General features: G+C 38.1%; 11 protein-coding genes. All 11 read left to right on the top strand.

The window, feature by feature from the left end; translation table 11 throughout:
• Positions 1-142 precede the first annotated feature (142 nt).
• The 11 genes from PXC01_RS04555 to PXC01_RS04605 all read left to right on the top strand — a co-directional run bounded on the left by PXC01_RS04555 (position 143) and on the right by PXC01_RS04605 (position 15,575).
• Positions 143-1,453, top strand: a complete 1,311-nt coding sequence (locus tag PXC01_RS04555) for a GntP family permease (RefSeq protein WP_276471179.1) — start codon at positions 143-145, stop codon at positions 1,451-1,453.
• A gap of 421 nt (positions 1,454-1,874) precedes the next feature.
• On the top strand, positions 1,875-2,882 hold the full coding sequence (locus PXC01_RS04560) for an L-rhamnose/proton symporter RhaT (RefSeq protein ID WP_276471180.1): 1,008 nt from the start codon (positions 1,875-1,877) through the stop codon (positions 2,880-2,882).
• 56 nt (positions 2,883-2,938) lie between these two features.
• Positions 2,939-4,108 carry a mandelate racemase/muconate lactonizing enzyme family protein gene (locus PXC01_RS04565; protein WP_276471181.1) on the top strand — a complete coding sequence of 390 codons (1,170 nt, stop codon included), beginning with the start codon at positions 2,939-2,941 and terminating at the stop codon, positions 4,106-4,108.
• Positions 4,083-5,531 carry an aldehyde dehydrogenase family protein gene (locus PXC01_RS04570; RefSeq protein WP_276471182.1) on the top strand — a complete coding sequence of 483 codons (1,449 nt, stop codon included), beginning with the start codon at positions 4,083-4,085 and terminating at the stop codon, positions 5,529-5,531. The genes PXC01_RS04565 and PXC01_RS04570 overlap by 26 nt, the downstream gene beginning before the upstream one ends.
• Positions 5,528-6,478, top strand: a complete 951-nt coding sequence (locus tag PXC01_RS04575; protein ID WP_276471183.1) for a 2-dehydro-3-deoxygalactonokinase — start codon at positions 5,528-5,530, stop codon at positions 6,476-6,478. The genes PXC01_RS04570 and PXC01_RS04575 overlap by 4 nt, the downstream gene beginning before the upstream one ends.
• Positions 6,468-7,118: a bifunctional 4-hydroxy-2-oxoglutarate aldolase/2-dehydro-3-deoxy-phosphogluconate aldolase gene (locus PXC01_RS04580; protein ID WP_276471184.1), complete on the top strand. Its 651-nt coding sequence runs from the start codon at positions 6,468-6,470 to the stop codon at positions 7,116-7,118. Before PXC01_RS04575 ends, PXC01_RS04580 begins: the two co-directional genes overlap by 11 nt.
• Before the next feature lie 4 nt (positions 7,119-7,122).
• Entirely contained in the window at positions 7,123-7,443 is a 321-nt protein-coding gene (locus tag PXC01_RS04585; protein WP_276471185.1) for a VOC family protein, read from the top strand.
• Positions 7,444-7,820: 377 nt separating this feature from the next.
• Complete coding sequence (locus PXC01_RS04590) at positions 7,821-11,012, top strand: SusC/RagA family TonB-linked outer membrane protein (RefSeq protein WP_276471186.1); 3,192 nt, start codon at positions 7,821-7,823, stop codon at positions 11,010-11,012.
• A 12-nt stretch (positions 11,013-11,024) separates the two neighbouring features.
• Positions 11,025-12,776: a RagB/SusD family nutrient uptake outer membrane protein gene (locus tag PXC01_RS04595; protein ID WP_276471187.1), complete on the top strand. Its 1,752-nt coding sequence runs from the start codon at positions 11,025-11,027 to the stop codon at positions 12,774-12,776.
• 96 nt (positions 12,777-12,872) lie between these two features.
• Complete coding sequence (locus PXC01_RS04600) at positions 12,873-14,282, top strand: sulfatase (protein ID WP_276471188.1); 1,410 nt, start codon at positions 12,873-12,875, stop codon at positions 14,280-14,282.
• Between the two features lie 12 nt (positions 14,283-14,294).
• Positions 14,295-15,575 (top strand): MFS transporter, encoded by a 1,281-nt coding sequence (locus tag PXC01_RS04605; protein ID WP_276471189.1) that lies wholly within the window; start codon positions 14,295-14,297, stop codon positions 15,573-15,575.
• The last annotated feature ends 8 nt before the right edge of the window (positions 15,576-15,583 follow it).

Genomic DNA, 15,583 nt, shown 5'->3' on the forward strand with positions numbered 1-15,583 from the left:
AATGACGTTTGATTATAAGTTAAAATAGTGCATCTGCTAGATAACTGTGAAGGTGTTGTTGATCGTTGTTTCAATTAAGTTTGTGAAGGAATGTTAATTATAGGCGTTAATTGCAATTGATATTCCATAGAATTAAAAGTATATGACCTCCCTTTTTATTTTAATTGGCTGCATAATATTGCTAATAATAGGTGTTACGGTAGTTAAGGTACATCCAATTCCTGCGCTATTGATTGCAGGCTTGGTTTTAGGTTTGGCAACAGGTAATTCGGTCCAGATGGTAACCGAAAGTCTTTTAAGTGGTTTTGGTAACACCTTAAAGTGGATAGGTTTGGTCATACTATTTGGTACACTGCTTGGTGAGATATTGGCAGAGACCGGTGGTGCAGATGTTATTGCCGAAAGTATCATAAAGCTTTTTGGAATCAATAGATTGCCATTGGGCATGGCAGTAATTGGTTTTCTGGTTGGTATACCGGTATTTATGGACGTTGCCTATCTAACTTTATTACCTACCATGGTAGCACTTTCAAAAAGGTCGGGTCAGTCAATTTTGGTATTGGGCTTGTCTCTGGCAATGAGCTTAACTGTTGCGCATGCACTTATTCCTCCAACTCCAGGTCCTTTGGCGGTAGCGGCACTGTTAGAAATTAACATTGGTGAAATGATACCATTCAATGTTATGGTCGCTTTTGTTGCAGTTATTGGAGGTTTAATTTGGATAAAGCTGAATTCAGTAAAATTGAATAGACAAAGTGCTGTAGCAATTGAAAAAGACCATGAAATTTTGGATAAAAAAGAATTGGTTGGGTATAAACGGATATTGCCTTTTGCATCCCTAATTGTACCTTTGATCTTAATGTCCATAGGCAACATATTTCATGTGAAAAATCCGTTCATTGATTTTATCAAAAATCCGGTTTGGGCATTAATGATAGGGGTATGCTTTGCACTTCCTTTAATTGGTAAGGTAAAATTTTCAACACATCTAAATTCATATTTTCAGTCTGCTGGGGCAAAATGCGCCATAGTCATTCTCATCACTGGTACAGGTGGTGCTTTTGGTCAGGTAATTAAAGATACTCAGATTGTCAACTCCTTATTTTCGGAAGTGGACATGGGCAGTCTTTCTATATTAGGTGTAATTATTCCATTTTTACTGAGTTTTTTATTCACTACGGTTACGGGATCAATAACGGTCTCTTTAATCACTACCGCTTCTATAGCTGCCCCTTTGGTAACTGGTGGGGTTTTGAATCCTGAATTGACAGCTGCCGCAATTGGTGCCGGGTCTTTAGGTATTATACACGTAAACAGTAGTTTTTTCTGGCTGTTTAAAGAGGTTCATGATGTTTCAGTGACCAGATTATTAAGGTCGTTCAGTGTACTTTCCGGCATTGTGGCAATTAGTGGCGGTTTACTTGTTTTATTGTTGTTTTGGTTTTCTAACTAAGATTGTTAATTGCCTCTACTTCTTAGGATTATATTATAAAAAGTTTAAAAAACACCTAAATTATCTGTTTGAGTGCTTGATTTTTATCAAAATGATAATATTGTGCAGTCGTAGGTTAATAATTGCATAGTGGCTCTTCTTGATAACCACGTACTTTGACTTGTTAGTTGAGTTAAGTCAATTATTACAGTTGAGTTAGTTGTTGCATATGATCACGGTAGTATTTTACAGGTATTGCCGTGTTTTATTTTCAATGCTTAATAATGTAATAGAATCTAATTATCATTTTAAAATGATATTAAATCAGCTTCATCTCTTTCTTATAAATGAAATTGAAACGAGGGTAATATTGTATTTGTACAAGGTAGTTCCAAACAGTGCAAATGTATCTAATTGCTCTTTGTTTATATAAAGTAAACTTATGAATATTGAATTTCTTCCTTTGATATTGGTGCTCTTAGCAAGTTTTTTTCAAGGAACATTTGGCTTGGGCATGAAATATATGGCTCCTTTAAAATGGGAGGCTTGGTGGTTGGTACATGCCTTTGTTGCAATGATATTTGTACCAATGCTATGGGCTTTTTTGGTTGTTCCAGATTTGTTCGGGGTTATCTCAAGTACAGAAAGTAATGTATTGTTGGTAACAGCTTTTTATGGCTTTTTATGGGGTATTGGCGGAATTTTGTTTGGCGTTAGTGTAGAGAAGACGGGTATTTCTATTACATACGGAATTGTAATGGGCTTAGCGGCATCTATGGGATCCATCATACCGTTATTTCAAATTGATGGTGCAATGTCCCAGCCTACATTTCCTATAATTTTAATAGGGGTCGCCCTTTTATTGGTGGGCGTTGCCATTACCGCCGTTGCGGGGGTGAAAAGAGATCAGTTGAGCATTACCGAAAACTCCAAGAAAGGAGCTATAAAAACGGGAGTGTCAATTGCAGTGGCGTCCGGTGTGCTTTCTGCCTTTTTAAATGTTGGTTTTGCCAATGCGGCACCTGTAGCTAGTAGGGCCGTTGATTTTTATGGAGTAGGTGCTCAAAATGCCAGCTTGGCATCATGGGTAGTTGTTTTGATCGGGGCGTTCATTATGAACGGCGGGTATGCCATCTTTAAATTATCAAAAAATAATTCGTGGTCTTCCTATAAGACTATAAACAGCCGCAAGGCATATACCTGGGCCATAGTATCCGGTATTTTTTGGTTTTGTGCCTTAGGGGTTTATGGGCAGGGTGCGGCATTAATGGGTAAAATGGGACCGGTAATAGGTTGGCCCATTTTATTGGGGCTGGCATTGATAATCAGTAATATTTGGGCCTATAGGGCAGGCGAATGGAAAAACGCTAAAAAACCCTTTTCAATACTTCTAATAGGTCTGTTTGTTCTCATACTGGCCATATGCATATTGGGCTATGCAAATTATTAAAAAGAAGAGGTTAGGTTGTAATGGCAATAGATTTCAAGAAGTAAACAATATATAAAATGAAAATAGCAAAAATCGAACCTTATATCATAGTACATAAGTTAGACACTCCTTTCTATTTTTCTCAATGGCAGTATGATACGCGTAGAATTTGTATCGTAAAAGTTACTTTAGAAGATGGGACCTATGGTTGGGGAGAAGGCTATGGACCGGCAGGTGTAATTAAGGCGGGAATTGAATTTTTTACACCTTTTCTTCTAGGTAAAGACGCCTTGGGCCATGAGATTTTATGGCAAGAAATGTATCGCCGCTCATTGGATTATGCTCGTAGTGGCAGTCTTCAGGCGGCAATAAGTGCAATAGACGTTGCATTGTGGGATATTAAAGGCAAGTTATTGGGGCAACCTGTATCTATGTTATTGGGCGGAATTAAAAATCCAATAATTCAACCTTATGCAACAGGACTATATTTTACTAGGGTAGGAAATCTTGAAGAAACATTGGTTGAAGAGGCGCTATTGTATAAAAGTCAAGGTTTTAAGGCGGTGAAGATGAAAGTAGGTCTGGGAGTAGAAGAAGACATTAAGTATATTTCTGCAATACGAAAAGCCATTGGTCCGGACATTAGATTAATGATAGATTCTAATCATGCCTACAATTATAGAGAATCTTCTAGACTTGCTCAAAAAGTTGAAAAATTTGATATATCTTGGTTTGAAGAGCCAGTTTCTCCAGAAGATTATGAAGGTTACAGAAGGTTACGGGAGAATACTACAATACCAATTGCCGGTGGTGAATGTGAATATCTAAAATTTGGCTTTAAACGCTTATTTGAAAACGAGTGCGTAGATATTGCCCAGCCAGATATTTGTGCTACCGGCGGATTGACAGAAGCTAAGCGCATAGCAACCTTGGCGCAGGCATATAGCAAGGATGTTGTTCCCCATACTTGGGGTACTTGGATCGCTATCAGCGCTGCCGTACACTTTGTGGGCAACTTGGATATGAACCCCGGTAGAATGTACTGCGAACTACCAACGATGGAATTGGACAGAACCGAAAATGCACTGCGGGATATTGTTACAAAGAGTGATGTCAAAGTAGTGAATGGTTTGATCAACGTGCCAAACTCACCAGGTTTGGGTGTAGATGTGGATCTAGACGCTTTAAAAAAATTCAAGGAGAAAGAAACAAATATAAATAATGGGGACATTGAAATTCGGTCATAAAAAATTATATATAGATGGGCAATTAACAGAAGCATCCAATGGAAAGACTTTTGAGGTTATTTGTCCGGCAGATGAAAAACCTACGGCCACCATTGCATGGGCAAGTTTTGAAGATACGAACAGGGCTTTAAAATCGGCACAAAAAGGTTTTGAAACTTGGTCTGCAATGCCATTAGGCACAAGGTTACAATGGATTGATAAACTAAGAAACAAAATAATAGAGAATAGTGATCTGCTGCGTGAAAGTATCATGTATGAGATGGGCAAAACGTGGGAAGGTTCAGAAGAGGATCTTACTAGTATCATTAACTCATTAAAATACTATTCTGAAGAAATTCAATTAAGGCAGGATATTCCTATTGAAGATAAAGAGGGTAGTCATGAGCACAAGATGGTATCACAACCACTAGGTGTTGCCGTTGCTTTTTTGGCATATAATTTTCCGTTGCTGAACTTAGGTTTTAAGCTGGGCCCTGCCTTGGCATCTGGGTCTAGTATTATTTTAAAGCCATCTGAATTTTCACCATTGTCGGCCTATATTATTGGGGAGCTTTGTGCAGAAATTAATTTCCCCGCCGGCGTTGTAAATGTAATCTGTGGAGATTTAAAAGATGTTGGTATTCCGTTATGTGAGAGTACTATACCAAGACTGATTACCATGATCGGTTCTACTGAAACGGCACAAAAGCTGATTGCGCAAAGTGCACGGACATCTATTAAAAGATATAGTATGGAGTGTGGCGGTAATGCTCCTTTTATAGTAATGGGTGACGCTAATTTAGAGTTGGCCATAACTATTGGAGCTGCTTTAAAAATAGGCAACACCGGGCAAATTTGTGTAGCGCCTAATCGCTTCTTTGTACACGAATCGCTTATCGATAATTTTACCGAGGGTTTGGCAGAAAGGTTCGGTAATACTAAAATAGGATTCGGTCGTGAAAACAAACCTGATATGGGACCTTTGGCTAATGAAGCATCGGTTAAAAAAGTGCAGGTTATTATAAAAGAAGCAATTAAGCAAGGTGGTGAACTTATATATGGTGGTAATTCTATTGAAGGAAAAGGCTATTATTTTGAACCTACCATTATTCGCATGAAAAATAATAATGCTGAGATATTACAACACGAAATTTTTGGTCCCGTAGCAATTATTGTTCCTTTTAATACGAAAGAAGAGGTTATTAAATTGGCGAATAATACAGATGCCGGTTTGGCTTCTTATGTTTTTTCTGAAAATGAGGATACCTTAAATTATTTTGCTGAGAAGTTAGAATTTGGTGAGGTTCAGCTCAACGGTGTAAAATATGATATTTATCTGCCTCATGGAGGAGTAAAAAATAGTGGTATTGGTGTAGATTGCTCTACTTATGCGCTAGATGATTATTTGGTCAAAAAGAGAGTTACACTTGCTTTGAACAGATGAAAATACCAGATTACTTTATTAGTTGTGATTGGGGTACCTCTAATTTTAGGCTTAAGTTGGTAGCGACCGAAACACTCAATGTATTAGTTGAACATAAGACAGATCAGGGAGTAAAAGTCGTTTACCAAAAATTCTTGCAGCAAAATCAAATAGGTCAAACTCAATTTTTTAAAAATTATCTAGAAAGTCAAATCAATAAATTTGATGATTACCATAAAGCGGGTTTAATTGTAGCTGCTGGTATGGCTTCTTCAAATATTGGAATGAAGGAACTGCCCTATGGTGAGGTACCTTTCAATGATAAGGGAGAAGGTCTAAAGTGGGAAATAGTACCGTTCAAAGAAAATCTGGATATTATTTTGATTTCTGGGGTAAAAACCGAAACTGGTATGATGCGCGGGGAGGAAATACAAGCTTTAGGGCTCTCAAAATATTTAGAGTCTTATCGGTCAGGTATTCTCATATTGCCAGGCACGCACAGTAAGCATGTTCATTATTTAAACGGGGAGTTTAATTCCCTTAAAAGCTTTATGACAGGTGAGGTTTTTGAGTTGTTGTCTTGCAATAGTATTCTGTCTAATAGTGTAGAAAAGTGTCATTGGATCAACAAAAGGCATGATGCATTTAAGCAAGGGCTGAAAATTGGTTTTAGGGGAGAATTAAGTGCGCATCTTTTTTCTGTAAGGGCAAGGCATATACTTGATGATGCCAACAAAAAAGATAATTTCTATTTTTTAAGCGGTATGCTTATAGGTGATGAGCTCTCTTACTTAAAAGACATGGAACATAACGTTTTTCTTGCGGCGCCAGAGCCTTTTTATAGTATGTACAAATTGGCGTTAGAGAGTGTGCTTAATGCTGCACAAGTAATATGTTTTGGTGATAAAGTTTTGGAAAAGGCTTTATTGTTAGGGCAAAATAACATAATGGAAATATATGCAAAATAATACCGCTTTTTCTTGGCACAGATATCATATTACACCCATCGTAGGTATTGTAAGGGGGCTGGATTTGGACACGGTAAGGCAAATTATAAAGGCTTACATCGCTGCAAAATTCTATACCATAGAGGTAACTATGAATACGCCCAATGTTGCTAAAATAATAAATGACTTACGTTTAAATTACCCTGATTTAAATGTTGGTGCGGGTACCGTGTGTACTATGGCAGATTTAGATAAGGCAATAGCTGCGGGAGCGCAATTTATAGTCACACCCATTATAGATGAAGAGGTCATTAAAAAATGTGTTGCAATGCAATTACCGGTTTTTCCCGGTGCGTATACGCCTACGGAAATTTACAAAGCATGGGCTTTGGGTGCATCTGCGGTAAAAGTATTTCCGGCAACACAATTGGGTCCTAAATACATAAAAGATGTGCTGGCGCCCTTAAATCAAATTAAGTTAATGCCAACAGGTGGAGTTTCTCAGGAAAATATCAAATCTTTTTTTGAAGCGGGCGTAGTGGGCGCCGGTATGGGCAGTTCATTATTTGACAAACAAATGATCAAGGTGAAGGATTTTGAAGCTTTGCAAGGTCATTTTACGGCAATACGAAACGAAATAAACCTTTTTGTAAAAAGTTAGAAGTATGAAATATCAGTTCAGTCATATTGGGGTACCTACACAAGAAGAAAAAGATTGGGACGGCTATTATAAGCCTGGTAAAATTCATTACACGGATTTTAATACCGATGAATATGCTGTGGAATGGGTGAAGTTCGATGCCGATAGCCCGATGCCGAAAATGATGCGTACAATGCCACATGTAGCTTATTTGGTAGATAACCTTGAAGAGGCTTTATTGGGTAGAAATATATTGGTGGAAATTTTTGCTCCCGCTGATGGTGTTCGTGTTGCATTTATAGACCACAATGGTGCTCCTGTAGAATTTATGGAGGTTTCAAAGTAACCGGTTTTTACACTATCTACACTTTTTATACTTTTTTGCTATCGGTAATTGTATCAATAACCGGTAAATAATTCATTCCTGGTCACGTCTTTTTATTCATTCTTAGTTAAAAACAGGTTTTTTGGTTATGTGTTTAAAATGCACATACCATAATGTTATATTCGCAAAATTTAACCCTAAAATTTAGTAAGAAATCAAAAAGGTTAGAATAATGCTAGTACTAGGTAATTTTTTGGTGTTGAAACAGGACAGCTTCCACTTCTTTTGTAAAGTAATTGTTAAAGATGGGTTAAGGGTATAGCGTATCGTACTCAAATTCAAACAAGTAAACACAATGAAATACTTAAACTAAACTTAAATAAACAACAGAAAGCTTTATGGAAAAATTGAAAAAAGCAATCGTAAAGAAAAACAACCCTAGTTGGGGCGGTTTTTATTTTAAAGAATTTCATAGAATGGGACTTTGTACTTTTCTATGTGTATTCTTTGGCATAACCGGTATTATGGCTCAAGAGTTAAAGGTATCCGGTACTATTTCAGATGCTCAAGGTCCTTTGCCGGGTGCAAGTGTTTTGGTAAAAGGCACTACTACCGGGGCTCAAACAGATTTTGATGGAAATTACTCATTAACCGTAAACAATGGTGAAGTATTGGTTTTTTCCTATATAGGCTACGCTACACAAGAAATTTCGGTAGATGGGCAATCTTTAATCAATGTAACCCTTGAAGAAGATGCCTCTAAATTGGACGAGGTAGTTGTTCTTGGGTATACGACCAAGAAAAAAGGGGAAGTTACCGGTTCTGTAAGCACCATTAGTAGTGAAGCCATAGAACAGTCTTCAAGTAAGGATATTGCCAAATCATTGGCAGGTAGGGCTTCTGGTTTAATTATTAGTGACCGTGGAGGAGTACCGGGTGCTGGTAATGGTGCAGGGGGCAATACGGATGACGATGCCACTACTATCTTGATAAGGGGAAAGTCTACCTTAGGTAATAACAGTCCCTTGATTCTTATAGACGGTGTTCCTTCAGGTTCGTTCTCGCAATTGGCACCACAAGATATTGCATCTCTTACGGTTCTTAAAGATGGTTCCGCCGCTATTTACGGATCACGTGCGGCCAATGGGGTTATTTTGGTGACTACTAAAAGAGGTAAGAGTGGAAAGCCAAAAATAAACTTTTCTAATGCTTACAATATTTCATCCTTTACTAGAAGACCGGAATTGATGGATGTAAATCAGTTCGCTATATATGAAAATGAAATAAATGCAAGGGTTAATGGTGCCGATGCTGACCCAGTTTTTACTCCGGAGCAAATTGCAGGTTTTCCAAATACGGACTGGGCCGATGAGGTTTTGGCAAAAAGCGCACCGGAATCAAGAACTTCTCTTTCTGTATCCGGTGGTACGGACAAAGCTAAATATTTTGTCAGTGGAGATTTCATAGACCAAAAAGGCCTGTATAGTTCAGGTGCTCTAGGGTTTAAACAATATCAACTTCGTTCTAACATAGATGTGAACTTAACGGACAGCTTTAAATTAGGTGTTGATCTATCTACACGATTTGGCAAAAGAACGTCACCAGGTGTAGACGCCAATAATATCTATAAACTAATTTTTGGACTGCCACCAAATGAAATAGCAAGATTTTCAAATGGGCTGCCGGCACGTGGTGGTGATGAAGGTAACCCTATATTGACGTCTAGCAATGCTTCTGGTTTTGAAGATAACTTTACTACTACCATTACAGGCCGCTTTACGGTAGATTGGAATTTGGATAAAGTGTTAAAAGGCTTAAGTATAAAAGGATTTACAGGATTTAGAAAAATAGAGAACAATACAAAATCTTGGTATACACCGTGGACATTTTACGCCCAATCAGATGATGGAACGTTTGAGCCTAGAATTGGTTCTAACCAACAAGGAACGGAACGTATATTGACAGAGAGCTTTAATAAATTCGATGAGCAAATTTATAACGCACGTTTACATTATGACAATACGTTCGGTGACCATTCAATAAGCACTTTCGTAGGTATGGAAAGGTTAACGAACGATTCTAACAATTTCTTTGCTACAAAAGTTGGTGGTTTTCCAGATGCTAGCAGAGGAGAATTATTTCAAGGTAATAATGATGATAGGCAGTCATCTGGCGGAACTAGCTCTGAGTTCAAAAGACAGGATTTCTTTGGGTCCATTTCATATGATTTTAAGAAAAAATATTTTGTAGACTTTACTATGAGATATGATGGGTCTAGTAGATTTGGTGAGGGTAACCGTTATGGTACATTTCCAAGTGCCGCCGTTTCTTGGGCAATTGATAAAGAAGGCTTTTTAGAAAACGTTAGTTGGATAGACGGTTTAAAACTTAGGGCTTCTTGGTCAGAAATGGGTAACGATCGTATTGGTGCCAATCAGTTTCTTTCCTTGTTCGATCTTGGAACAAACACCGGAAACGCCAATAATCCATTGGGCACAAGATTTCCAAATTATTATGTATTGGGCGCGGGTGGAGAGAATTTCTTCAACACCTATAATCTTGCTAGGTTAGCAAATACTGATGTTACTTGGGAAACTGCTAAGCTGTGGAACGTTGGGTTGAACTTTACATTTTTAGACAACAGATTGTCGGGTGATGTAAACTACTACGAGCAAGATAGATCGGATATTCTGGTAAACAGATCAGGTGCGATTCCCGGATTCATTGGATTACAAAACAGTCAAATACCGGCAGAGAACATTGGAGAGACAAGAAGTTGGGGTTATGAATTTGAATTGGCTTGGAACGATCAGGTAAACGACAACTTTTCTTATAATATAGGAATGAACTTTACCAAAGCTCGTAACGAAGTAATTTCGTTACCGGAGGGTGATAATATATTGGACTCACAAAAGCAAAGCGGTAAACCTATAGATTCATATTTGGTTTATCCTACAGATGGTATTTTTAGAGATCAAGCCCAAGTAGATGCCACAGAAATAAAAAGAGAAGGTACTGTAGAAGGAGAGCCAATTTACCTTGATATAGATGATGATGGTGTAGCCAACGCAAATGATTTTATAAGAACATCGACTTCTAACATACCACAAGTACAATATGGTGTATTTGGGGGGATCAATTACAAAGCTTTTGGTTTAAATTTCTTGTTCCAAGGCCAGGCAGAAGCGGAAACCTTGGTGTTCTTTGATCAATCTGGATCAAAACCGGAATTTGTGTTCAATGAAAGATGGACACCGAACAATAGAAATTCAATTTATCCAAGAGCCTTTGCCCAAGGTGATGCTATAAGTGGTGGGCAGGTAGATGGTACTTCTGGCTTTGCCGATATTTATTATTTTGACGCCTCTTTTGTTCGTCTTAAAGAAGTGGAACTTTCATACACGCTTAAGAGTGACGTAATCAAGTTTGCAGATGTACGCTTATTTGCAAGGGGGTATAACCTAGCTACTTTCTTCTCTGATATTTGGGATTTGGGTCTTGACCCTGAAGCTACGGGTTATAACAATTTTAGAGGAGCTCGTTATACTCCGTTAAAGACGTATTCCATAGGTGTTAATTTTAGTTTCTAAAAAAAAATGATCATGAAAAATTATAAATCGATTAAAAGATATAGTGCGTTAGTGCTAACAATCATTCTCTTTAGTTTGGGTGCTTGTGAAGATAGTTTAGAAATAGATGTAAGGGATTCTTTTGCCAGTGACTTGGTATTGAGCACGCCCGAACAAGTAGAATTGTTGCTGCTTACCACATATAACAGTACTGAATCTTTTGGGGCCGGAAGTCAATTTTGGGCCAGGTACATGAATGTGGAAATTGCTTCTTTTGAAGCTAGAATGAATTTTAATGCAACAACACAAGCTTTAGATCAATTCGCCGTACTTAGAGGGTGGACATCTGCGAATGTGGGGCAGTTGGGTCGCAAATGGCAAGATCTTTGGACGTATGTGAGACAAGCAAATGTCTTTCTGGAATTAGTTGAAGGCAGTGAGGCGCAGCTAAACAATCCTGAAGAAATTGAAGCTTTAAAGGCAGAGATGCGTTTTTTAAGGGCTAACCAGTATTCAAAATTACTAAAGTTCTTTGGTGGGGTACCATTGTTGACATCGGCAGCAACCTTGGATGATGATTTTAACATTCCACGTAACAGTTACCAAGATGTTGTAGACTTTATAGTAAGTGAAATAGATGCTATTGCGCCGCTTCTACCTTTGACCAGAGATAGTGGGGAATTTGGCAGGGCTACAAGATTGTCTGCTTTGGCGCTTAAATCCAGAACTTTGCTATATGCTGCCAGTGACCTGCATGATCCTTCGTTAGCACCACAATCATCTAATTTAGAATTGTATACCTATGACAAACCTGATAAATGGCAAGATGCTGCCGCTGCGGCCAAGGCCGTTATCGATTTGGTTGGAGACAGGGATTTAATAAGTACCCCAAATGCAAAGGCTTACCAAGAACTATTTTTATCGGCAAATGAAGATATTTTGTTCGCAAGACCATTTGGAGGAAGTGTGTTCGGTTTTGGTACAGATGTAACTACCCAACCAGACAATGCACAATCGCCAAGAGGTTTTGATGGATGGAGTCTTTCTACCCCATTGCACAACTACACATTGGTTTATAATATGGAAGATGGTAGTACTACGGATAGTCCTTCTTATGATGCGGCAAACCCTTACGAAAATCGTGAAATGCGCTTTTATGCCAATATTAATTATCAAGGGGCTAATTTTAGGGGAAGACCTATTGATTACGCTATCTCTGTAGATAACACCGTTGTTCCAGATGGTTTGGATTCTTTTTCACAAGATCAGCAAACATTAGGAAACTTTAGACACGGTTCTACAACAGGGTATGCAATGCGTAAATTCCAAAACGAAGCCTTAGGTACCGATGTAAAACAAGCTAGTCCGGGAAGACCGTATATTATCTATCGTCTTGCTGAAATTTATTTAAACTATGCAGAAGCTTCGTTTAGGGCTGGTGATGAAGAGACGGCAAGAAGATATGTGAGCAGAGTTTCAGAAAGAGCTTTACAACCAGCTATTACATCTAGTGGGGCAGAACTTTTAGAGGCTATCAAAAGGGAAAGAAGAGTAGAGCTAGCTTTTGAAGGCCATAACTTCTTTGATGAGAGACGTTGGTTAAATGAAGATAATCTTGGTTTTGACGTAAAAGGTCTGCGTTGGACAAAAGATTTGGATGAGAATGTCTCTTTTGAAGAATTTACTATTGAAACAAGGCCATTTGATAAAAAGCAGTATTATTTACCAATACCGCAATCGGAAATTAATAGAACCGAGGCACTAATTCAAAACGAAGGATATTAATTATTGGTAACTTATTTCAATTTGAATGCAGAACAAAGCCGGGGTATGTCTCCGGCTTTACTTCTCAAAGATATTTTGAACTTTAAAAAGATGTTAATGAAAAAAATAGTATTCATGGTATTTTGCCTTATTGGCGTATGTACCTCGGCACAGGAAAAACCGAATATAGTGCTATTGTTTTCCGATGATGCGGGTTATGCTGATTTTGGTTTTCATGGTAGTAAAATAATGAAGACACCAAATCTAGATAAACTGGCAAAACAAGGCGTACGCTTTTCACAAGCGTATGTGTCCGATCCTACATGTGGTCCGTCTAGAGCTGGGTTGATAACAGGTAAATATCAACAAAGATTTGGCTTTGAAGAAAATAATGTACCTGGTTATATGAGTGCTGTATCTGCAGTGGACAATAGGGAAATGGGCGTACCCGTAGAAGAAATAACCATAGCGGATTACTTGAAAAAGCAAGGATATGCTACTTCGTTTTATGGTAAATGGCATTTAGGAGGTGATGATAGGTTTCACCCTACCAAGCGAGGTTTCGATGAATTTTATGGTTTTAGAGGAGGTGCAAGAAGTTATTTTCCATATTCTGATGCGCCTGCGAGTGAATTGGATTTAATGGAACGTGGTTTTGGTAATTTTGTAGAGCCAGAAAAATATTTGACCGATGCATTGGCAAAAGAATCTGTAGATTTTATAGAGAGAAATGCAAAAGCATCTAAACCGTTTTTTACCATTTTATCTTTTAATGCGGTTCATACGCCCATGGATGCCACGGAAGATGATTTAAATCAATTTCCCTATTTACAAGGTAAACGAAAGACTGTTGCCGCTATGACTTTGGCACTAGATCGTGCGTGTGGTAAGGTTCTGGATAAATTAAAAGAATTGGGTATTGAAGATAATACCATTGTCATATTTACAAATGATAATGGTGGTCCTACCGATAAAAATGCCGGTGTAAACTATCCATTAAGTGGCACTAAATCCAGCCACTTAGAAGGTGGCATACGCGTACCCTTTTTAATGAAGTGGCCAGGTAAGTTGCAACCGAATACGGTATATGACTACCCAATAAGTACTTTAGATTTGCTACCTACATTTTACGCGGCGGCAGGTGGTAATGAAAAAGAATTAAAAGACATTGACGGTGTAAACCTTATGCCTTACATCAATGGTATAAATGAAGATAGACCGCACAAAACGTTATTTTGGAAAAAAGATGCAAGGGGTGTAATTCGTAAAGGAGATTGGAAACTTATTAGATATCCAGATAGGCCCGCTGAACTTTATAATATTCCAAATGATATTTCTGAAACCAATAATGTGGTTGCGGATCACCCAGAAATGGTAAGGGAGCTGTTTAAGGAACTTTTTGCTTGGGAACTTACTTTAGAAAGACCTAGATGGATGTTAAAAAAGTCTTTTGAAAAAGTTGATATAGATCGCATGGATGAATATAGGGATCAATCTAAATATTTGAACGGAGAATCTAAAAAGTAGAAATTCAATTTTATGACCAAGAAACGCTATAACATACTTGCCTTAATTTTTGGAAGTGTAGTTATTAATTATTTGGATAGGACCAATATTTCTGTCGCCGCTCCGGCAATTAAAGAAGCTTTAGATCTTTCATCCGTACAATTGGGTTTAATTTTTTCGGCATTTGGGTGGACGTATGTTGCACTGCAAATACCGGGCGGCATCGTCGTGGATAAAGTAGGGGCTAGGTTGTTATATGGTCTTATGCTATTTTTTTGGTCAATAGCTACATTGCTACAAGGGTTTGTCAATTCATTCATTGTTTTGTTGGGTCTGCGTGCCAGTATTGGAATATTTGAGGCGCCCGCATATCCTGCAAATAACGCCATAGTTACAAAGTGGTTCCCTGAGAGTGAAAGGGCATCCGCAATAGCTATATATACTTCTGGGCAATTTATTGGTTTGGCCTTTCTGTTTCCGGTATTGACGATAATTCAAGATAAATTGGGTTGGCGGGGTTTGTTTATAGTTTCGGGAGTCATAGGTATTCTTTGGGCAATTGTTTGGTATACCTTTTATCGTGATCCAGATAAACACAAGTCTGTAAGTTCTAAGGAGATTGAGCATATTAGAGAAGGTGGTGGTCTAGTGAAGACTACGAAGGCTACAACAGAAAAAACAAAGTTTAGTTGGTTAGACTTAGCACAAGCTTTTAAACATAGAAAATTGTGGGGGGTATACCTTGGTCAGTTTTGTGTAGGTTCTGTTTCTATATTTTTCTTGACTTGGTTTCCAACTTATTTGGTAGAATATAGGGGATTGGATTTTATAAAGTCGGGTTTTTTGGCATCGTTACCTTTTTTAGCGGCATTTGCAGGAGTATTACTTTCTGGCTTCACTTCAGACTTTTTAATCAAGAAAGGCAAGTCTAAGGAGATTGCCAGAAAAGCACCGGTCTTATGCGGTTTATTATTGTCGGTCAGTATTATAGGAGCAAATTTCACCAATGATACTTTTTATGTCATCTTATTTATGACCCTTGCTTTTTTTGGTAATGGGTTGGCTTCTATCACATGGGTGTTTGTTTCGTTAATGGCGCCAAAGCATTTGATCGGTTTGGTAGGTGGTGTGTTTAATTTAATTGGTGGACTTTCGGCCGTGGTAGTTCCCGTAGTTATAGGGATACTTGTGAAGGATGGCGATTTTAGTCCGGCATTATATTTTATAGGCGCAATGACACTTCTTGGTTTTTTGTCCTTTTTGTTGATTGTTGGTAAAGTAAAAAGAATTGAAGTAGTAGAACCCAAAGTATAAAATCATAA

This window comes from Maribacter huludaoensis (genome assembly GCF_029350945.1).
Taxonomy (GTDB): domain Bacteria; phylum Bacteroidota; class Bacteroidia; order Flavobacteriales; family Flavobacteriaceae; genus Maribacter; species Maribacter huludaoensis.